Consider the following 17,778-nt stretch of genomic DNA (forward strand, 5'->3'; position numbering starts at 1 on the left):
TCCGCAGGCCGCTAACGGCGGTCGAGCACCTCGCGCAGCGCCTTGAGGTCGGCGTCGGTGGGCTGCCAGGACCCGGCCGCCGCGTTGGCGCGTACCTGCTCGGGCGTGGTCGCTCCGGCGATGACCGAGGCCACCGACGGTTGGGCGGCCAGCCCGCCGATGGCCACATGCAACATGGATACGCCGCGCTCGGCCGCGTACGCCTCGATGGCCTCGATGGTGTCCCAGTCGGCGGCGGCGAGCCGCTGGGCGTACCGGCCGCCGCCGGCCAGCCGGCTACCGGCCGGCGGTGCCTCGCCCCGCTTGTACTTGCCGGTGAGCAGCCCGTTGGCCAGCGGGAAGAACGGCAGCATGCCGAGCCCGAAGCGTTCGCAGGCGGGCAGCACCTCGATCTCGGCGTCCCGGTTGAGCAGGCTGTAGTTGTTCTGGGCGCTGATGAAGCGGGTCAGCCCCCGGGTCTTGGCCGTCCAGTCGGCGTCGGCGATCTGCCAGCCGGCGAAGTTGGAGTTGCCCAGGTAGCGCACCTTGCCGTCGCGGACCAGGTCGTCCAGGGCGGCGAGGGTCTCGTCGATCGGGGTGCCCGGGTCGGGCTCGTGGAACTGGTACAGGTCGATGTGGTCGGTGTCCAGTCGGCGCAACGACGCCTCCACCGCCCGCATCACGTACCGCCGTGAGCCGCGTACGCCGAAGTCCCGCCCGTTGGCACCACTCATCGACATGCCGAACTTGGACGCCAGCACCACGTCGTCGCGGCGGCCCTTGAGGGCGGCACCGAGTTGCGCCTCCGACGCGCCGTGCGGCTCGCCGTAGATGTCGGCGGTGTCGAAGAAGTTGATTCCGACGTCGAGAGCCGCGTCGACCACCGCACGGGTGCCGTCGAGGTCGAGTTTGCGGCCGAAGTTGTTGCAGCCGATCCCCACAGCGGACACCACGAGCCCGGAGTCGCCCAACCGGCGATAGGTCATCTCACTCACGAGATCACCATATGCCGCAGGCTCGGCGGCCGGGCGGCCTCACCGGACGGTGACCCGGGCGGCCACCGTCAACCGACGTCCCACACCGGTTCGTCGGTCTCGACCACCTCGCCGTCGCCCCGGAACAGCAGGAACCTGTCGAAGGTGCGGGTGAACCAGCGGTCGTGGGTCACCGCGAGCACCGTGCCGGCGAAGGCGGCCAGGCCGGCCTCCAGCGCCTCGGCGGAGGCCAGGTCGAGGTTGTCGGTGGGCTCGTCGAGCAGCAGCAGGGTCGCCCCGGACAGCTCCAGCAGCAGCACCAGGAAACGGGCCTGCTGCCCACCGGAGAGGGTGCCGAAGCGCTGGTCGCCCTGACCGGCGAGTTCATACCGGCTGAGCGCCGCCATCGCCGCGTGCCGGTCCATGCCGTCCCGGTGCTCGTCACCCCGCCAGAGGATCTCGACAAGGGTCTTCGCCATCAGCTCGGGTCGGTCGTGGGTCTGCGAGAAGTGCCCGGGACGGACCCGGGCGCCGAGCCGCGCGACACCGCCGTGCGCCACCGGTGCGAGCGCCGCCGCGCCGTCGACCGGCGGGTTGGCCGGATCGGGGTCCGTGCCGCCGCGTGCCAGCAGCCGCAGGAAGTGCGACTTGCCGGTGCCGTTGGCACCGAGCACCGCGACCCGGTCGCCGTACCAGACCTCCAGGTCGAACGGGTAGGTCAGGCCGTCGAGCTCCAACTGCTCGCAGACCAACGCGCGTTTGCCGGTCCGTCCGCCGGTCAGGCGCATCCGGATGTCCTGGTCCTTCGGCGGTACGGGCGGCGGCCCGGCCTCCTCGAACTTGCGCAACCGGGTCTGTGCGGCCTGGTAGCGCGAGGCCAACCCGTCGTTGTACGCGGCCTTCTGCTTGTACATCAGCATCAGCTCACGCAGCTTCTGGTGCTCCTCGTCCCAACGGCGGCGCTGCTCATCGAGGCGGGCGTGCCGGGCCACCCGAGCCTCGTGCCAGCTCGCGAAGCCACCCGGATGCACCCAGGCGCCGCCGCCCTCCACGGCGACCACCCGGTCGGCGGTGTGCGCCAGCAGCTCCCGGTCGTGCGAGACGTAGAGGACCGACTTGCCGGATTCGCGCAGCCGCGCCTCCAGCCACCGTTTGCCGGGCACGTCGAGGAAGTTGTCCGGCTCGTCGAGCAGCAGCACCTCGTCGGTGCCGCGCAGCAGCAACTCCAGCGCGAAGCGCTTCTGCTGACCGCCGGAGAGGGTACGCACGGGTCGCTGCCGGGCGGTGTCCCAGGGCAGGTCGAGCACGATGGTGGCGACAGTGTCGAAGAGGACCTCGGCGTCGTACCCGCCGGTCTCGCCCCAGGCGGCCAGCGCGTCCGCGTACGCCAGTTGGGCCTTGCCGGCGGCGCTGCTGTACTTGCCGCGCAGCTCGGCCGCGCGCATGGCCGCCTCGGTCTCGGCGAGTCGGCGACCGGCTTCGCGCAGCGGTGGCGGGGCGAGCGACAACGCCAGGTCGGCAAGCGTCGACTCGTCCCCGATCATGCCGATGAACTGGCGCATCACGCCCAGCCCACCGGTACGCGCGATGGTGCCGGTACGCACCGGCAGGTCCCCGGCGACCATCCGCAGCAACGTCGTCTTGCCGGCACCGTTCGGCCCGACCAGTGCCACCTTGGCACCCTCACCGACCCGGAACGACACGTCGGCGAAGAGTTCCCGCCCGTCCGGCAGGACGTATCCGACCGCTGCCACGTCCACGTATCCCACGCGGGCATCCTCCCGGAGCCCGACGGAGGAGCCAACCGATTACCGGCGTCGGCGGCTCACCGCGTGACGCGAAGCACCCGGAAGCCCTTCTGGCTGGCGTGCCGCTGCACCTGCCAGCCCTGCTCGACCAGCCAGCGGTGCAGCGAGTCACCGCCGAGGTGGCGACCCACCACCAGCCAGGCCACCCCGTCCGGGGTCAACCGGGGCAGCCAGCGCAACAGCAGCGCGTGCAGCTCGTCCTTGCCGGGCCGGATGGGCGGGTTGGACCAGATCTGGGCGAAGGTCAGGTCGGCGGGCACCTCCTCGGGTGCGGCCACCCGCAGCCGGTCGGCGAGACCGAGGCGGTCGGCGTTGGCGGCGGTGAGTTCCCGGGCCCGCTCGTTGACGTCCACCGCCCACACCGTCACCGTCGGTGCGACGGTCGCGAGCACACAGCTGATCGGACCGAAGCCGCAGCCGAGGTCGAGCAGGGCGCCCTCGGTCGTGGCCGGTGGCAGGTCGGCCTTGCGCAGCAGCACGGCGGTACCCGGATCGAGGCGGGTCGCCGAGAACACCCCGGACGCCGAGGTCAGGGTGAAGTCGCGGCCGGCGACGGCGAACTGCACCTCGCGCGGCTGGGCGGATGCGCTCGGTGCGGTGGTGAAGTAATGGTCCCCGGTCACGCCTGTCATTCTCGCACCGGCCTCGCCCCGCCCGACGGGACGGAGTCCCCTGCCGGCGACACGACCCGCCGTTCGTTTTTCCCAAAAAAACCTACTAAAGGGATAAAAGTCCCTACTCTGGACGGCATGGTATATCGGTACGACTCCGATGAGGACGCCGTCGTCCCGTACCGGGACGACGACTCCGAGGGGCAGCCACCGCCCGCAGCCGGTGCGGTGCCCGCCGGCCCTTCGCCGTCGCGTTTCCCCGCGCCGTCGTTGCCCCGGCCCAACCAGCTGGTGCTGCCCTCGACGGGGACGTCGACGGCAGCCTCGCCACCGGTACAGGACGCGGTGCCGCACTACGAGGCCGCTGCGACGGCGCAGTACGACCTGCCCGCCGCCGTACCCCCGCCGCAGGAGTCCACCACCGCGCCACCGCCACGTCGCGGCGGTGGCCGCACCTGGCAGGTGCTGATCGGTGGCGCCGCCGCGCTGGTGCTGCTCGCCCTCTGCGGCCTGGCCGGTGCCGCGCTGCTCGACGGCCGGCAGCTGATCAACCAGCAGGCGGCCCCGAACACCACACCGGACAACACCCCGGGCACGGATCCGACCCAGGCGAGCGACCTCGACTCCCGCGACACCGACCAGGCACCGCTGACCGCCCGGGAAGTCTTCCCCAGCAGCACCCTGGCGATCGGCGACAGCCAGAACGGGTACGAGGTGCTGCGCACCCAGTCGAGCGCGAGCTGCCCGGTGGCGGCCACCGGCGAGGTCGCGGACCTGCTCGTCCGGCTCGGCTGCAACCAGGTCGTCCGGGCCACCCTGCGCGCCCCCGACCAGGAACACCTGGTCACCACCGGACTGTTCAACCTGACCGACCGGTCCAGCGCCGAACGGGCCCGCGACCGGATCCGCCAGGTGCTCGACGAGCGGGAGGGCCGCTTCCGCGGCATGCCCGCCGGCGACGGCACCGACGCCATCGCCAGCGCCCCCGCCCGCGTCGGCTGGCAGGTACGCGGCCACTACGTCGCGTACGCGGTGGTCTCCCGCGCCGACGGCGCGACCATCCGCTCCGGCGACACGGTCGTCCGCGAGATCCTCTTCGACATGCTCGAACTGCACCTCAACCGGGACGTGCTGGAGCGGCGGGCCAACGGCGGTGTCGCCAACCAGCCCTCGCCCGAGCCCACCGACAGCACCGGGCGTCAGGACGGGTCCGACGAGGACTGAGCCTCAGGCGTCGGCCGGGACCCGCAACCGTCGGGTCGCCTCGGCACGGCGCGCGTACTCGGCCGGATCGTCCGGGTAGCCCACCGCCACCAGGGTCAACCCGTGCGCGGGTGCCACGGTCACCTCGCTGGACCGTTCCCGCCGCGTCAGCAGGCCGGCCGGCCACTCCACCGGTCGGCGGCCGTCCCCGGCGACCAGCATCGCGCCGACCAGGCTGCGCACCATCGCCTGGCAGAACGCGTCGGCCTGCACGGTGGCGACCAGGATCCCGTCCGGGTCACGCCGCCAGTCCAGCCGGGTCACCTCCCGCAACGTGGTGGCGTTCTCCTTGCGCCGGCAGTACGCGGCGAAGTCGTGCTCCCCCACCAGCCCGGCGGAGGCGGCGGCGAGCCGATCGGTGTCAAGCGGGCGCGGCCAGGCCAGCACCTCGTGTCGACGCAGCGGCTCGGCACCCCATGGGGCGTCGGTGACCCGGTACTCGTACCGCCGGAAGGTGGCGGAGAAGCGGGCGTCGAAGGTGGCCGGCACCTCGGTCATCGCCCGTACCCGCACGTCACCCGGCAGCAGCCGGGCAAGCCGACGCAGCAGCCGACCCTCGTGCTCGCGCCAGACCTCGACGGGCAGGTCGAGGTGGCAGACCTGCCCGGAGGCGTGCACCCCCGCGTCGGTACGGCCAGCCACCGTCAACCCGGTCGCGGTCCCGGCGCCGAGCACCAGATCCAGCGTCTGCACCAGGACCCCGGCGACCGTACGCCGATCCGGCTGGGCGGCCCAGCCGGAGAAGTCCGTGCCGTCGTACGCGACATCCAGCCGTAGCCGGACCCGCTCGTCCACGTCGTACCTCCCTCAAGACGACTCGGGCCCGGCACCCCGTGGGGATGCCGGGCCCGACGACGGCCTGGATCAGGCCTTGCCTTCTTCGGTGGCCAGGTCGCTGTCCTCGCGGGCGGCGGCGGTGTCACCGGACGCCGACACCGGCGCCTCGGAGTCCTGGTCGGCCGAACGCGCGGCCGGGGCCTCCTCGGCCGGGGCGAGCGCCTCGACCTTGTCCTGCTGGGCGGCCTTGCGGGCGGCGGTCTTGCGGTTCGCCGTCGGCTCGGTGACCTGCAGCTCCTCGACCAGCTCGATGATCGCCATCGGAGCGGCGTCACCCTTGCGCGGACCGGTCTTCACGATCCGGGTGTAGCCACCGTTGCGGTTGGTGTACCGGGGCGCGATCTGGTCGAACAGGGCGTAGACCACGTCCTTGTCCTTGACGACGCCCAGCACCCGGCGGCGCGAGGCGAGGTCGCCGCGCTTGGCCTTGGTGATGAGCTGCTCGGCCAGCGGACGGAGCCGTCGGGCCTTCGTCTCGGTGGTCTGGATCTTGCCGTGCTGGAACAGCGCGGTGGCCAGGTTGGCCAGCATCAGCCGCTCGTGCGCGGGGCTGCCGCCGAGGCGGGGGCCCTTGGTGGGCGTGGGCATGCTTGGTGCTCCTCAGGTGTGGCGGCAGCGCGGACTAGAGCTGCTCGGTCTCGCGGTAGTCGTCGGTGTCGTAGTCCGCCTCGCCGAAGGCGTCCACGACGTGCGCCGGGTCGAAGTTCGGAGCCGAGTCCTTCAGCCCCAGACCCATCCCGGCGAGCTTCATCTTGACCTCGTCGATCGACTTCTGGCCGAAGTTGCGGATGTCGAGAAGGTCGGCCTCGGTACGCCCGATGAGCTCACCAACGGAGTTGATGCCCTCGCGCTTGAGGCAGTTGTAGGAGCGGACGGTGAGGTCCAGCTCCTCGATCGGCAGGGCCAGGTCCGCCGCCAGCTGCGCGTCCTGCGGCGACGGGCCGATGTCGATGCCCTCCGCCGTCTCGTCCAGCTCCCGGGCCAGCCCGAACAGCTCCACCAGCGTCGAGCCGGCCGAGGCCAGCGCGGTACGCGGGCCCATCGACGGCTTGGTCTCGACGTCGATGATCAGCCGGTCGAAGTCGGTCCGCTGCTCGACACGGGTCGCCTCGACGCGGTACGTCACCTTGAGCACCGGCGAGTAGATCGAGTCGACCGGGATCCGGCCGATCTCCGCGCCCGCCTGCTTGTTCTGCGCCGCCGTGACGTAGCCACGACCCCGCTCGACGGTCAGCTCCATGTCGAGCCGGCCCTTGCCGTTGAGGGTGGCGAGCTTCAGGTCCGGGTTGTGCACCGAGACACCGGCCGGGGGCTGGATGTCACCGGCGGTCACGTCGCCCGGGCCCTGCTTGCGCAGGTACATGCTGACCGGCTCGTCGTGCTCGGAGCTGACGCAGAGCTCCTTGATGTTCATGACGAGCTCGACCACGTCCTCCTTGACCCCGGGGATCGTGGTGAACTCGTGCAGCACACCGTCGATCTTGATCGAGGTGACCGCCGCACCCGGGATGGACGACAGCAGCGTACGCCGCAGCGAGTTGCCCAGGGTGTAGCCGAAGCCCGGCTCCAGCGGCTCGATGGTGAACCGGGACCGGGTCTCGTTGATCGACTCCTCGGAGAGGGTCGGTCGCTGGCTGATGAGCATGTCTTCTCTTCTCTTCCGGGGCGCCCGCCATATGACGCCCACGACACAAACTGTTCCGGTGGCCCGCCCGTCGCCGGGCGGACCACCGCAACGAGCCCTTACTTGGAGTAGAGCTCGACGATCAGCTGCTCCTGGACCTGGGTGTCGATCACCTGGCGGGCCGGGAGCGAGTGCACCAGAACCTTCATCTGGCTCGGGATGGCCTCCAGCCACGCCGGCACGGTCTTCGAACCGGCCTCGGCCTGAGCCACGATGAACGGGGTGAGCTCCTTGCTCTTCGCCCGAACCTCGATGATGTCGTGTGCACTGACGCGGTACGACGGGATGTCGACCTTCTTGCCGTTCACCGTGAAGTGACCGTGCTTGACCAGCTGACGGGCCATGTCCCGGGACTTGGCGTAGCCAGCCCGGTAGACCACGTTGTCCAGCCGCGACTCGAGGATCTGCAGGAGGACCTCACCGGTCTTGGCCTGCTTGGCCACGGCCTCCTCGTAGTAACCGCGGAACTGCTTCTCCAGCACGCCGTAGACCCGGCGAGCCTTCTGCTTCTCACGGAGCTGGAGCAGGTACTCCGTCTCCTTGGTGCGGCCGCGGCCGTGCTGCCCGGGCGGGAACGGCCGGGACTCGAACGGGCACTTCGGACCATCGCACTTGCTGCCCTTGAGGAACAGCTTCATCTTCTCCCGCCGGCAACGGCGGCAGTCAGCACCGGTGTAACGAGCCATCTCTCTCTAACCTCTCAGACCCGACGACGCTTCGGCGGACGGCATCCGTTGTGCGGCTGCGGGGTGACGTCGGAGATCTGACCGACCTCCAGGCCCACCGCCTGCAGCGAACGGATGGCGGTCTCCCGGCCGGAGCCGGGGCCCTTGACGAACACGTCGACCTTGCGCATGCCGTGCTCCATGGCCCGACGCGCAGCGGCCTCGGCGGCCAGCTGGGCGGCGAACGGGGTCGACTTGCGCGAACCCTTGAAGCCGACCTGGCCCGCGGAGGCCCAGGAGATGACGGCACCGGTCGGGTCCGTGATGGACACGATGGTGTTGTTGAAGGTGCTCTTGATATGCGCCTGCCCGTGGGCGACGTTCTTGCGTTCCTTGCGCCGGACCTTCTTTACAGCGGCCCCGGCACGAGCCTTCGGTGGCATAAGTCTGTGCGCTCCTAGTTGACTTCCCGGCACGGGTTGCGGCCTGGCCTACCTGCGCAGACCCGGACCCGCACTCCGGTGAAAGAGAATTACTTCTTGCCGGGCTTCTTCTTGCCGGCGACCGTCCGCTTCGGGCCCTTGCGGGTGCGGGCGTTGGTACGGGTCCGCTGACCACGGACGGGCAGACCCCGGCGGTGCCGGATGCCCTCGTAGCAGCCGATCTCGACCTTGCGGCGGATGTCAGCGGCGACCTCGCGGCGCAGGTCGCCTTCAACCTTGTAGTTGGCCTCGATGTGGTCACGGAGCTGGACCAGCTCCTCGTCCGTGAGGTCCCGGGCACGCTTGTCCGGCGAGATGCCGGTGGCAGCGAGCGTCTCCAGGGCGCGGGTGCGACCCACGCCGAAGATGTAGGTGAGCGCGATCTCCAGCCGCTTCTCGCGGGGGAGGTCGACGCCGACTAGACGTGCCATCTGTGGGCGTACTCCTTGTGTTGTCTCGCGGAGGTGTGGACCCGTCCCACCCCGCTACCGACCGACCTGTCTCCTCCGGCGTGTGATACGCCGGCGACCGGGTTCGGTCGCTGCCCAAGCGGGCCCCGGCCTCCGACCGGGGGTCAACCACGATTGAGTACGCGCTGCGCACCGCTCGCGGCTGGGACGAGCATGTGTGATGTGCTGGCTGGATCTGCGGCCCGGGAGCACGCCCTCGACCGACCGTCAACTGCCGGTCGGTCGTGACGAAATCAGCCCTGGCGCTGCTTGTGGCGCGGGTCGGTGCAGATGACCATGACCCGGCCGTGCCGGCGGATCACCCGGCACTTGTTGCAGATCCTCTTGACGCTCGGCTTGACCTTCACGGTTGCCTTACTTCCCATCTGGCCCGGCACCACGAGGCGCGACGCCGGACGTCGAAGACGGACACGGGACGTTTCCGGCCGTCGTCAGGACTACTTGTAGCGGTAGACGATGCGCCCGCGGGTCAGGTCGTACGGCGAGAGTTCCACGACGACCCGATCCTCCGGCAGGATGCGGATGTAGTGCTGCCGCATCTTGCCGCTGATGTGAGCCAGCACCTTGTGGCCGTTGGCGAGCTCCACCCTGAACATGGCGTTCGGCAGGGGCTCGATGACCCGACCTTCGATCTCGATGGCTCCGTCTTTTTTCGGCATGTCCTCCGCTGTCCTGACGTCGGTTACTCCGGACCGGCTCACAACGCCTTACACGGGTGCTGATCATGATCAGTTGACCCGCGCCAGCCGCGGCTCCGCGTCCCACCGAAGCGCTTGGTGGGCATGGCGGAGTGGACGCTGTGCGCCGATCAGAAAGTGTACGCCCGCATGCACGCCGTCGCCAAACCGACCGGCCAATACGCCGGGACCGACACGAGAAACGTGCCTTTCAGGCATTCCCCTCCGGCTGCTGCGGCACCGAGCCCGGTTCGGTCGCCTGGTGACCCAGGTCACGCTGCGGCCCTGGCGCCTCGGTCAGGGCATCGGTTCCGCCCGCCGATCGCTGACTGCCGTGCAGCTGGTGCCGGACGGCCTTGTGGCCCCGCTTGACCGCCCGCTTCTCGGCCCGCCGCTGCCGACGGCGCTCCCGGTCCGCCGCCCACCGCCGGGGCTCGCCGCCGACCAACCCGGTGACGGTCTGGACCAGCAGGATCGCACCCCACGGCGCGGCCACCCAGGCGGGCCAGAAGTAGAGCAGGTCGCGGGCTGCGAACGAGGTCACCGCCCAGATCGCCACCACGATCCCCACCGTCTTCAGCCACGGTTCCCAGACCTCGACCAGCCAGCGCGCGGTCACCGTCCGGTCGCCGGCGCCGTCCGACACCGGTACCGCACCGGCGGCCGCCCGCTGCGCAGGCACCGCACCCGGCATCGGTGCCACCGCACCCGCCGCCGGCAGATCACGCACCAGGTCGTCCAGGTCGGCGTAGGTGCGAGCGGTGTACGCCCGCTGGAGTCGCTCGTCGTACTCGTGCAGGTTCAGCCGGCCCTCGTCGAGCGCGACCCGCAGCCTCCCCGCGATGGCCTGACGGTCGGCGTCCGCCGCTCGCATCCCGTCACGCCCATCCATGCCGGCAAGCATGCCACCGGCCCGCCAGTCCGCCTACCCGGCACCACCCGACCCTCGATCGGATGGGTCGGTCGATGCCCGATCGGGCGCGGGTCAGGCGGACGGCGCGTTGCTCGGCTGGCGGGCGGTGACCAGGTCACCGAGGCGGCCACGACCACCATCGGGGGCGGTCAGCACCCAGACACCGTCGGGCAGCAGCGCCATGGTGTGTTCGACGTGTGCGGCCCACGAGCCGTCCCGGGTGACGACCGTCCATCCGTCAGCCAACTCGACGGTACGCGGGGAACCCATGGTGATCATCGGCTCGATGGCCAGCGCCATGCCCGGCACCAGTCGGGGCCCCTTGCCCGGCCGGCCGTGGTTGAGCACGTGCGGGTCCTGGTGCATCTCGGTGCCGATACCGTGCCCGCCGTAACCGTCGACGATGCCGTACCGGCCCCCCTTGCGTACCGCGTTCTCCACGGCGTGCGAGATGTCGGTCAGCCGGCCCTTGCCGCTGGCGGCACCACGGGCGGCGGCGGCGATGCCGGCCCACATGGCGTCCTCGGCAACCGTCGCCATCCGCAGCAGCGCCGGATCGACCTCGCCCACGCCGACGGTGATCGCCGCGTCGCCGTGCCAGCCGTCGAGCACCGCACCGCAGTCGATCGAGATCAGGTCTCCCTCGGCCAACGCCTGCTCCGGCGACGGGATGGCGTGCACGATCTGCTCGTTCACCGACGAGCAGATCGACGCCGGAAACCCGTGGTAGCCCTTGAAGGACGGAACGGCGCCCGCCTCGCGGATCGTCGACTCGGCGATCGCGTCCAGATCGGCCGTGGTCACCCCGGGCGCGACCGCCTCCCGCATCCTGCGAAGCGCCTCCGCGACCACCAGGCCGGCGGCTCGCATCTTCTCGATCTGCTCGGGGGTTTTCAGCTGGATGTCCAGCTGGGGACGACGCATGGAGGCGCTACCTTTCGTTGCCACGAACAGCGGGGCACGCCGAGCGTACCCCGCTGTTCGCACTCTATCCGGGCGTCGGTCAGCCGACGGCGGTCAGCTCCCGTAGGAGCGCAGGGCGTCGATCGCGCGGACCGTGACGTCCTCCACCGGGCCCGTGGCGTCTATGCCGACCAGCTTGCCCTGAGCGCCGTAGTAGTCCACCAACGGCGCGGTCTTGTCCGCGTACTCCCGCAGCCGTGCCGCGATGGTCTCCGGCTTGTCGTCGTCACGCTGGAACAGCTCGGCACCGCACCTGTCGCAGATGCCTTCCCGGCTGGTCGCGTCGAACTCGACGTGCCAGATCTTGCCGCAACCCCGGCAGGTGCGCCGGCCGGACAGCCGCCGGATCACCTCGTCGTCGTCGACCACCAGCTCCAGCACGATGTCCAGGGCGGTGCCCAGGTCGGCCAGGAGCTTGTCCAGGGCCGCGGCCTGCGGGGTGGTCCGCGGGAAGCCGTCGAGCAGGAAGCCCTCGGCGGTGTCCGGCTCGGCGAGCCGGTCCCGGACCATGTTGATGGTGACCTCGTCCGGGACCAGCTTGCCGGCGTCCATGTACCGCTTGGCCTCGACGCCCAACGGCGTGCCCTGCGAAACGTTGGCCCGGAAGATGTCCCCGGTCGAGATCTTCGGAACGGACAGGTGCGCGGCGATGAACTCTGCCTGTGTGCCCTTGCCCGCACCCGGCGGGCCAACCAGAACCAGTCTCATCTACCGCAGGAACCCTTCGTAGTTCCGCTGCATCAGTTGGCTCTCGATCTGCTTGCTGGTCTCGAGAGCAACACCAACCATGATCAGCACAGCGGTACCACCGAACGGGAAGTTGAGGTACTGCTGCCGGTCCAGCCAGATGAAGAAGAAGTTCGGCAGGATCGAGATGATCGCGAGGTACAGCGCCCCCGGCAGGGTGATGCGGCTGAGGATGAAGTCCAGGTAGTCGGCGGTGGGCTTGCCGGGGCGGATGCCCGGCACGAAGCCGCCGTACTTCTTCATGTTGTCCGCGACCTCGGTCGGGTTGAACGTGATCGAGACGTAGAAGTAGGTGAAGAAGATGATCAGCAGGAAGTAGACCGAGATGTAGATCGGGCTGGTCGGGTCGACCAGGTTGTTCTGGATCCACGCCTGGGTCTTGCCCGGGTCGTTCTGGTCGAAGAACTGGAGCGCCAGCTGCGGCAGGTAGAGCAGCGACGAACCGAAGATGACCGGGATGACACCCGCCTGGTTGACCTTCAGCGGGATGTAGGTCGAGGTGCCGCCGTACATCCGCCGGCCGATCATGCGCTTGGCGTACTGCACCGGGATGCGGCGCTGGGCCTGCTCGATGAAGGTGACCGCGGTGATGACCACCAGCACCAGAGCGATGACGAGGAAGAACTTGAACCAGCCCTGGCTCTCCTTGATCCGCCAGCCCTCGCTGGGGAGCCGGGCGGCGATCGAGGTGAAGATCAGGACGGACATGCCGTTGCCGACGCCGCGATCGGTGATCAGCTCACCGAGCCACATGACCACGCCGGTACCCGCGGTCATCGTCATCACCAGGATGGACAGCGTCAGCCAGTCCGGGATGCCGGTGCCCTGCGGGATGATCGGGAACTCGTCGCACTGGTTGTTGAACAGCTGGCCGGAGCGGGCCAGCGCCACGAACGCCGAGGCCTGGAGGACACCGAGGCCGAGGGTCAGGTAGCGGGTGTACTGGGTGATCTTCGCCTGGCCGGCCTGGCCCTCCTTGCGGAGCTGCTCCAGCCGGGGGATCACCACCGTCAGCAGCTGAAGGATGATCGACGCGGTGATGTAGGGCATGATGCCCAGCGCGAAGACCGACAGCTGAAGCAGTGCGCCGCCCGAGAAGAGGTCGAGCAGGTTCAGCACACCGGTGGAGCCCTCGATCGTGTCGAGGCACTTCTGCACGTTGCCGTACGAGACACCTGGGCTGGGCAGAGTGGCGCCAAGCCGGTAGATCGCGATGATGCCTACTGTGAACAGCAGCTTCTTGCGCAGGTCAGGCGTACGGAACGCACTGAGAAAGGCGGACAGCAACTTCTTCCTCCTGCGCGAGGCGGGCCGCCGGGCATCCCAGGCGGATCGGGGTGGTGGTGGTGTCGGGCAGGGTGCCCGATTCTCCATGCTGGGAAGGGACTCTAACAGCCCGATCCCGGTCCGGGCAGATGTGCCCGGCTACATAAACCGAATCCGATGTTACCGGGCGCACACGCCCGAGTTGAGAGCATGGCGCCCGCCAGCTGGAATCAACTGGCGGGCGCCAAGCGTTTGTGCAGCTTACAGCTCTGTGACCGAGCCACCGGCGGCGGCGATCTTCTCCTTGGCCGACGCACTGAAGGCGTGCGCCGAGATTTGGAGCGAGACACCGCCCAGATCCCCGGAACCGAGAACCTTGATCGGCTGGCCCTTGCGGACCGCGCCGGCCTCGACCAGCTCGGCCGGGCCGACCTGACCGCCGTTCGGGAACAGCTCAGCCAGGCGGTCCAGGTTTACCACCTGGAAGACCACCTTGAACTTGTTCTTGAAGCCCTTCAGCTTCGGCAGTCGCATGTGGATGGGCATCTGCCCACCCTCGAACGCCGCCGAGATGTTCTTGCGGGCCTTGGAACCCTTGGTACCGCGACCGGCGGTCTTGCCCTTGGAGCCTTCACCACGACCCACACGGGTCTTCGCGGTCTTGGCCCCCGGCGCCGGGCGCAGGTGGTGGACCTTGATCGTCATTACTCGACCTCCTCGACCTTCACGAGGTGGCTCACCGTGAAGATCATGCCGCGAATCTCGGGCCGGTCCTCCTTGACCACCACGTCGTTGATCCGCTTGAGACCGAGCGAACGCAGCGACTCACGCTGGTTGTGCTTGGTCCCGATCCCGGACCGGACCTGGGTGACCTTGAGACGTGCCATCAGGAAGCCACCCCCGCCCGGGACGCCAGCATGGCGGCCGGCGCAACATCCTCCACCGGCAGGCCACGACGCGCGGCAACCGCCTCCGGGGACTCGAGCCCCTTCAGCGCAGCCACGGTGGCGTGCACGATGTTGATCGGGTTCGACGACCCGAGGCTCTTGGAGAGCACGTCGTGGATGCCCGCGCACTCCAGCACGGCACGCACCGGGCCACCGGCGATGACACCCGTACCGGCCGAGGCCGGCTTGAGCAGCACCACACCGGCAGCGGCCTCGCCCTGCACCGGGTGCGGGATCGAGGAGCCGATCCGCGGCACCTTGAAGAAGTGCTTCTTGGCCTCCTCGACACCCTTGGCGATCGCCGCGGGCACCTCCTTGGCCTTTCCGTAGCCCACGCCCACGGTGCCGTCGCCGTCGCCCACGATCACCAGGGCGGTGAAGCTGAAGCGACGACCACCCTTCACGACCTTGGCGACACGGTTGATCGCGACGACCCGCTCAAGGTGCGGGGTCTTCTCGGCGGGCGCGTTTCCGCGGCCGCCCTCACGGCGGTTGTCGCGGCGACCACCCTCGTTGCCACCGGACCCGCCGCCACGGCGCTGTTGACCTGGCATCAGCAGCCTTCCTTTTCTCTCGTGACGGGGATTGTCAGAACTCGAGCCCGGCTTCGCGGGCGGCGTCGGCAAGCGCGGCTACCCGCCCCGCGTACCGGTTGCCACCGCGGTCGAAGACGACCTTGGAGATGCCAGCGGCCTTGGCCCGCTCGGCGAGCAGGGTGCCGACCTTGCCGGCCAGGGCGCTCTTGTCGCCCTCCGTGCCGCGCACCGAGGCGTCCAGGGTCGAGGCCGACGCCAGGGTGTGCCCCTTGGTGTCGTCCACGATCTGGGCGACGATGTGCCGCAGCGAACGGGTGACGACCAGGCGCGGACGCTCGGGCGTGCCGTTGACGCTCTTGCGGACCCGGAAGTGCCGACGCGCACGCCCGACGGCACGCTTGGCGGCGACGCCGCGGCGGCGCTTGAGCAGCGTGGCGCTCACTTCTTACCTGCCTTTCCGGCCTTACGTCGGATGACCTCGCCCTGGTACTTGACACCCTTGCCCTTGTAGGGCTCCGGCGGGCGAATCTTCCGGATGTTGGCGGCGACCTCACCGACCTGCTGCTTGTCGATGCCGGCCACGTGGAACAGCGTCGGCTTCTCCACCGTGAAGGTGATGCCGTCCGGCGCGGGGACCGTCACCGGGTGCGAGAACCCGAGCGCGAACTCGAGGTCCTTGCCCTTGGCGGTGACCCGGTAACCGGTGCCGGAGATCTCCAGGCTCTTGCGGTAGCCCTCGGTGACTCCGACGATCATGTTGGCGACCAGGGTACGGCTCAGGCCGTGCAGTTCCTTGGCCTTGCGCTCGTCGTTCGGGCGGTTGACGCTCAGCTGCCCGTCCTCGGCCCGCTCGATGGAGATCGGCTCGGCCAGAGTGTGCGACAGCTCGCCCTTGGGGCCCTTGACCTTGACGGTCCGGCCGTCGATCGTCACGTCGACGCCGGACGGTACCGGGATCGACTTACGTCCAATACGCGACATTTCTACCTGTCTCCCGTTACCAGACGAAGGCGAGGACTTCCCCGCCAACGCTCCGCTTGCGGGCCTGCCGGTCGGTGAGCAGCCCCTGGGACGTCGAAATGATCGCCACGCCCAGCCCGCCGAGCACCCGCGGGAGCCCGTCCGACTTGGCGTACACCCGCAGACCGGGCTTGGAGACGCGCTTGATGCCGGCCAGGCTCCGCTCCCGGTTCTGGCCGTACTTCAGCTCGACGACCAGTCGCTTGCCGACGGCACCCTCTTCGGGCTCCTCGACCGACCAGGTGGCGATGTAACCCTCGGTCTTGAGGACCTCGGCGATGTTCGCCTTGATCTTCGAGTAGGGCATCGTCACCCGGTCGTGATACGCCTGGTTGGCGTTACGCAGACGCGTGAGCATGTCTGCGATCGGGTCGGTCATCGTCATGAAACTCGTCAACCTTTCTCGCCGGGGTTCCCGCGGCTTTGTCAGCGCAGGCCTACGGCGAAGAGACAGTCCAGCTAACGCGCGGGGCGCGCCGGGCTATTACCAGGAAGCCTTGGACACGCCGGGCAGCTCACCGCGGTGGGCCATCTCCCGGATGCACACCCGGCAGAGCCCGAACTTGCGGTAGACCGCCTTGGGACGCCCGCACCGCTGGCAGCGGGTGTACGCGCGAACCGAGAACTTCGGCTTCGCGGCCGCCTTGAGGATCAGCGCCTTCTTGGCCATCTCAGTTCTCCTTGAACGGGAAGCCCAGGAGCTTGAGCAGCGCCCGGCCCTCGTCGTCGGTCGTGGCGGTCGTGACCACCGTGATGTCCATGCCCCGCTGGCGATCGATCTTGTCCTGGTCGATCTCGTGGAACACCGACTGCTCGGTCAGACCGAACGTGTAGTTGCCGTGCCCGTCGAGCTTGCGCCCGTCGAGGCCGCGGAAGTCACGGATACGCGGCAGCGCGATGGACAGCAGCCGGTCCAGGAACTCCCACATCCGGTCGCCGCGCAGGGTGACCTTCGCGCCGATCGGCATTCCCTCCCGCAGCTTGAACTGCGCGATGGACTTCTTCGCCCGCCGGACCAGCGGCTTCTGGCCGGTGATCGTGGCCAGGTCGCGGACCGCGCCGTCGATGAGCTTGGCGTCGCGAGCAGCCTCGCCGACACCCATGTTCACGACGATCTTCACCAGCCGCGGGACCTGCATCGGGTTGCCGTAGTCGTACTGCTCGCGCAGCTTGGCCACGATCTCGTTGCGGTACCGCTCCTTGAGGCGCGGCGTGGTCTTGGTTTCGGTAGCCGTGGTCATCACAGGTCCTTACCGGTGCTACGCGCGATGCGGACCTTCTGGCCATTCTCGTCGATGCGGTAACCGACGCGGGTCGGCTTACCGTCGGAGTCCAGGACCATCACGTTCGACACGTGGATCGGGGCCTCCTGGGTGACGATGCCACCGGTCTTGGCGCCACGCTGAGTGGTGCTGATGCGGGTGTGCTTCTTGATCCGGTTCACGCCCTCGACCAGGACCTTGTCCTGCCGCGGGTAGGCCGCGATGACCTTACCCTTGGCACCCTTGTCCTTGCCGGCGATGACGACGACCGTGTCGCCCTTCTTGACCTTCACGGTCACAACACCTCCGGCGCGAGAGAGATGATCTTCATGAACCGCTTGTCCCGCAGCTCACGACCGACCGGGCCGAAAATGCGGGTGCCCCGCGGGTCCCCACCGTCCTTGATGATGACGGCGGCGTTCTCGTCGAAGCGGATGTACGAACCGTCCGGCCGACGCTTCTCCTTGGCCGTACGCACGACGACCGCCTTGACGACGTCGCCCTTCTTCACACCAGCACCGGGGATCGCGTCCTTGACGGTGGCGACGATGACGTCGCCGATGCTCGCGTAGCGCCGACCGGAGCCACCGAGAACTCGGATGCACAGGATCTCCCGGGCACCCGTGTTGTCGGCGACGCGCAGTCGCGACTCCTGCTGAATCACGTCTATCTCC

The 17,778-nt window shown here is 69.2% G+C and carries 26 protein-coding genes; 1 reads left to right on the forward strand and 25 read right to left on the reverse strand.

The features are described 5' to 3' along the window. Positions 1-11: 11 nt before the first annotated feature. The 3 genes from EG812_RS08045 to EG812_RS08055 form a co-directional block, all read right to left on the reverse strand. Positions 12-965, reverse strand: a complete 954-nt coding sequence (locus EG812_RS08045; RefSeq protein WP_013735925.1) for an aldo/keto reductase — start codon at positions 963-965, stop codon at positions 12-14. 77 nt (positions 966-1,042) lie between these two features. Continuing rightward, on the reverse strand, positions 1,043-2,722 hold the full coding sequence (locus EG812_RS08050) for an ABC-F family ATP-binding cassette domain-containing protein (protein WP_126711237.1): 1,680 nt from the start codon (positions 2,720-2,722) through the stop codon (positions 1,043-1,045). 56 nt (positions 2,723-2,778) lie between these two features. Further along, positions 2,779-3,384 carry a class I SAM-dependent methyltransferase gene (locus tag EG812_RS08055; RefSeq protein WP_126711238.1) on the reverse strand — a complete coding sequence of 202 codons (606 nt, stop codon included), beginning with the start codon at positions 3,382-3,384 and terminating at the stop codon, positions 2,779-2,781. A gap of 126 nt (positions 3,385-3,510) precedes the next feature. On the opposite strand from EG812_RS08055, the gene EG812_RS08060 reads away from it, so the two are divergent. Continuing rightward, the gene (locus EG812_RS08060; protein WP_126711239.1) at positions 3,511-4,596 is read left to right on the forward strand and encodes a hypothetical protein; all 1,086 of its coding nucleotides are present in this window, start codon (positions 3,511-3,513) and stop codon (positions 4,594-4,596) included. A gap of 3 nt (positions 4,597-4,599) precedes the next feature. Here EG812_RS08060 and truA read toward each other — a convergent pair whose 3' ends face one another. The 22 genes from truA to rplN form a co-directional block, all read right to left on the reverse strand. After that, the gene (gene truA, locus EG812_RS08065; protein ID WP_013735929.1) at positions 4,600-5,430 is read right to left on the reverse strand and encodes a tRNA pseudouridine(38-40) synthase TruA; all 831 of its coding nucleotides are present in this window, start codon (positions 5,428-5,430) and stop codon (positions 4,600-4,602) included. 69 nt (positions 5,431-5,499) lie between these two features. Next, complete coding sequence (rplQ, locus tag EG812_RS08070) at positions 5,500-6,060, reverse strand: 50S ribosomal protein L17 (protein ID WP_013735930.1); 561 nt, start codon at positions 6,058-6,060, stop codon at positions 5,500-5,502. A 34-nt stretch (positions 6,061-6,094) separates the two neighbouring features. Next, complete coding sequence (locus tag EG812_RS08075) at positions 6,095-7,117, reverse strand: DNA-directed RNA polymerase subunit alpha (protein WP_013735931.1); 1,023 nt, start codon at positions 7,115-7,117, stop codon at positions 6,095-6,097. A gap of 98 nt (positions 7,118-7,215) precedes the next feature. After that, positions 7,216-7,842, reverse strand: a complete 627-nt coding sequence (rpsD, locus tag EG812_RS08080; protein WP_013735932.1) for a 30S ribosomal protein S4 — start codon at positions 7,840-7,842, stop codon at positions 7,216-7,218. Between the two features lie 14 nt (positions 7,843-7,856). Further along, the gene (gene rpsK / locus EG812_RS08085; RefSeq protein WP_007073011.1) at positions 7,857-8,264 is read right to left on the reverse strand and encodes a 30S ribosomal protein S11; all 408 of its coding nucleotides are present in this window, start codon (positions 8,262-8,264) and stop codon (positions 7,857-7,859) included. Between the two features lie 89 nt (positions 8,265-8,353). After that, on the reverse strand, positions 8,354-8,734 hold the full coding sequence (gene rpsM / locus EG812_RS08090; protein ID WP_013735933.1) for a 30S ribosomal protein S13: 381 nt from the start codon (positions 8,732-8,734) through the stop codon (positions 8,354-8,356). A gap of 272 nt (positions 8,735-9,006) precedes the next feature. Continuing rightward, the gene (gene rpmJ, locus EG812_RS08095) at positions 9,007-9,120 is read right to left on the reverse strand and encodes a 50S ribosomal protein L36 (RefSeq protein WP_012184307.1); all 114 of its coding nucleotides are present in this window, start codon (positions 9,118-9,120) and stop codon (positions 9,007-9,009) included. A gap of 90 nt (positions 9,121-9,210) precedes the next feature. Then, positions 9,211-9,432: a translation initiation factor IF-1 gene (infA, locus tag EG812_RS08100; protein ID WP_007073013.1), complete on the reverse strand. Its 222-nt coding sequence runs from the start codon at positions 9,430-9,432 to the stop codon at positions 9,211-9,213. A gap of 229 nt (positions 9,433-9,661) precedes the next feature. After that, entirely contained in the window at positions 9,662-10,342 is a 681-nt protein-coding gene (locus EG812_RS08105) for a DUF1707 SHOCT-like domain-containing protein (protein ID WP_233579424.1), read from the reverse strand. 93 nt (positions 10,343-10,435) lie between these two features. Then, a complete protein-coding gene (gene map / locus EG812_RS08110) occupies positions 10,436-11,287 on the reverse strand; it encodes a type I methionyl aminopeptidase (protein ID WP_013735935.1) in 852 nt (283 codons plus the stop codon). A 93-nt stretch (positions 11,288-11,380) separates the two neighbouring features. Further along, positions 11,381-12,034 (reverse strand): adenylate kinase, encoded by a 654-nt coding sequence (locus tag EG812_RS08115; RefSeq protein WP_013735936.1) that lies wholly within the window; start codon positions 12,032-12,034, stop codon positions 11,381-11,383. After that, positions 12,035-13,360, reverse strand: a complete 1,326-nt coding sequence (gene secY / locus EG812_RS08120; protein ID WP_013735937.1) for a preprotein translocase subunit SecY — start codon at positions 13,358-13,360, stop codon at positions 12,035-12,037. It lies immediately after the preceding gene. A 240-nt stretch (positions 13,361-13,600) separates the two neighbouring features. Next, positions 13,601-14,044, reverse strand: a complete 444-nt coding sequence (gene rplO, locus EG812_RS08125; protein ID WP_013735938.1) for a 50S ribosomal protein L15 — start codon at positions 14,042-14,044, stop codon at positions 13,601-13,603. Further along, positions 14,044-14,226 carry a 50S ribosomal protein L30 gene (gene rpmD / locus EG812_RS08130; protein WP_013735939.1) on the reverse strand — a complete coding sequence of 61 codons (183 nt, stop codon included), beginning with the start codon at positions 14,224-14,226 and terminating at the stop codon, positions 14,044-14,046. Before rpmD ends, rplO begins: the two co-directional genes overlap by 1 nt. Beyond that, the gene (gene rpsE, locus EG812_RS08135) at positions 14,226-14,840 is read right to left on the reverse strand and encodes a 30S ribosomal protein S5 (protein WP_013735940.1); all 615 of its coding nucleotides are present in this window, start codon (positions 14,838-14,840) and stop codon (positions 14,226-14,228) included. Before rpsE ends, rpmD begins: the two co-directional genes overlap by 1 nt. A 34-nt stretch (positions 14,841-14,874) precedes the next feature. Beyond that, positions 14,875-15,264 (reverse strand): 50S ribosomal protein L18, encoded by a 390-nt coding sequence (gene rplR / locus EG812_RS08140; RefSeq protein ID WP_013735941.1) that lies wholly within the window; start codon positions 15,262-15,264, stop codon positions 14,875-14,877. Continuing rightward, positions 15,261-15,803 (reverse strand): 50S ribosomal protein L6, encoded by a 543-nt coding sequence (gene rplF, locus EG812_RS08145; RefSeq protein ID WP_013735942.1) that lies wholly within the window; start codon positions 15,801-15,803, stop codon positions 15,261-15,263. Before rplF ends, rplR begins: the two co-directional genes overlap by 4 nt. A 16-nt stretch (positions 15,804-15,819) precedes the next feature. Further along, positions 15,820-16,227: a 30S ribosomal protein S8 gene (gene rpsH, locus EG812_RS08150; RefSeq protein ID WP_007073022.1), complete on the reverse strand. Its 408-nt coding sequence runs from the start codon at positions 16,225-16,227 to the stop codon at positions 15,820-15,822. Positions 16,228-16,326: 99 nt separating this feature from the next. Further along, positions 16,327-16,512 carry a type Z 30S ribosomal protein S14 gene (locus EG812_RS08155; RefSeq protein WP_007073023.1) on the reverse strand — a complete coding sequence of 62 codons (186 nt, stop codon included), beginning with the start codon at positions 16,510-16,512 and terminating at the stop codon, positions 16,327-16,329. 1 nt (position 16,513) lies between these two features. Then, a complete protein-coding gene (rplE, locus tag EG812_RS08160) occupies positions 16,514-17,083 on the reverse strand; it encodes a 50S ribosomal protein L5 (protein ID WP_013735943.1) in 570 nt (189 codons plus the stop codon). Next, a complete protein-coding gene (gene rplX, locus EG812_RS08165) occupies positions 17,083-17,403 on the reverse strand; it encodes a 50S ribosomal protein L24 (protein WP_013735944.1) in 321 nt (106 codons plus the stop codon). The genes rplE and rplX overlap by 1 nt, the downstream gene beginning before the upstream one ends. Continuing rightward, positions 17,400-17,768 carry a 50S ribosomal protein L14 gene (rplN, locus tag EG812_RS08170; RefSeq protein WP_007073026.1) on the reverse strand — a complete coding sequence of 123 codons (369 nt, stop codon included), beginning with the start codon at positions 17,766-17,768 and terminating at the stop codon, positions 17,400-17,402. Before rplN ends, rplX begins: the two co-directional genes overlap by 4 nt. Between the last annotated feature and the right edge of the window lie 10 nt (positions 17,769-17,778).

The organism is Verrucosispora sp. FIM060022 (genome assembly GCF_003977705.1).
GTDB classification, from domain to species: Bacteria; Actinomycetota; Actinomycetes; order Mycobacteriales; family Micromonosporaceae; genus Micromonospora; species Micromonospora gifhornensis.

Excerpts from the sequence above, each read along its gene's own strand:
- rpsE (WP_013735940.1), bottom strand. The coding sequence starts at position 14,840 with ATGCCAGGTCAACAGCGCCGTGGCGGCGGGTCCGGTGGCAACGAGGGT.
- rplE (WP_013735943.1), bottom strand. The coding sequence starts at position 17,083 with ATGACCACGGCTACCGAAACCAAGACCACGCCGCGCCTCAAGGAGCGG.
- EG812_RS08155 (WP_007073023.1), bottom strand. The coding sequence starts at position 16,512 with ATGGCCAAGAAGGCGCTGATCCTCAAGGCGGCCGCGAAGCCGAAGTTC.
- EG812_RS08045 (WP_013735925.1), bottom strand. The coding sequence starts at position 965 with ATGACCTATCGCCGGTTGGGCGACTCCGGGCTCGTGGTGTCCGCTGTG.
- rplF (WP_013735942.1), bottom strand. The coding sequence starts at position 15,803 with ATGTCGCGTATTGGACGTAAGTCGATCCCGGTACCGTCCGGCGTCGAC.
- rpsM (WP_013735933.1), bottom strand. The coding sequence starts at position 8,734 with ATGGCACGTCTAGTCGGCGTCGACCTCCCCCGCGAGAAGCGGCTGGAG.
- map (WP_013735935.1), bottom strand. The coding sequence starts at position 11,287 with ATGCGTCGTCCCCAGCTGGACATCCAGCTGAAAACCCCCGAGCAGATC.
- EG812_RS08115 (WP_013735936.1), bottom strand. The coding sequence starts at position 12,034 with ATGAGACTGGTTCTGGTTGGCCCGCCGGGTGCGGGCAAGGGCACACAG.
- rpsH (WP_007073022.1), bottom strand. The coding sequence starts at position 16,227 with ATGACGATGACCGACCCGATCGCAGACATGCTCACGCGTCTGCGTAAC.
- rpmD (WP_013735939.1), bottom strand. The coding sequence starts at position 14,226 with ATGGCACGTCTCAAGGTCACCCAGGTCCGGTCCGGGATCGGGACCAAG.
- rpsD (WP_013735932.1), bottom strand. The coding sequence starts at position 7,842 with ATGGCTCGTTACACCGGTGCTGACTGCCGCCGTTGCCGGCGGGAGAAG.
- rpsK (WP_007073011.1), bottom strand. The coding sequence starts at position 8,264 with ATGCCACCGAAGGCTCGTGCCGGGGCCGCTGTAAAGAAGGTCCGGCGC.
- infA (WP_007073013.1), bottom strand. The coding sequence starts at position 9,432 with ATGCCGAAAAAAGACGGAGCCATCGAGATCGAAGGTCGGGTCATCGAG.
- EG812_RS08060 (WP_126711239.1), top strand. The coding sequence starts at position 3,511 with ATGGTATATCGGTACGACTCCGATGAGGACGCCGTCGTCCCGTACCGG.
- EG812_RS08105 (WP_233579424.1), bottom strand. The coding sequence starts at position 10,342 with ATGGATGGGCGTGACGGGATGCGAGCGGCGGACGCCGACCGTCAGGCC.
- rplO (WP_013735938.1), bottom strand. The coding sequence starts at position 14,044 with ATGACGATCAAGGTCCACCACCTGCGCCCGGCGCCGGGGGCCAAGACC.
- EG812_RS08075 (WP_013735931.1), bottom strand. The coding sequence starts at position 7,117 with ATGCTCATCAGCCAGCGACCGACCCTCTCCGAGGAGTCGATCAACGAG.
- rplQ (WP_013735930.1), bottom strand. The coding sequence starts at position 6,060 with ATGCCCACGCCCACCAAGGGCCCCCGCCTCGGCGGCAGCCCCGCGCAC.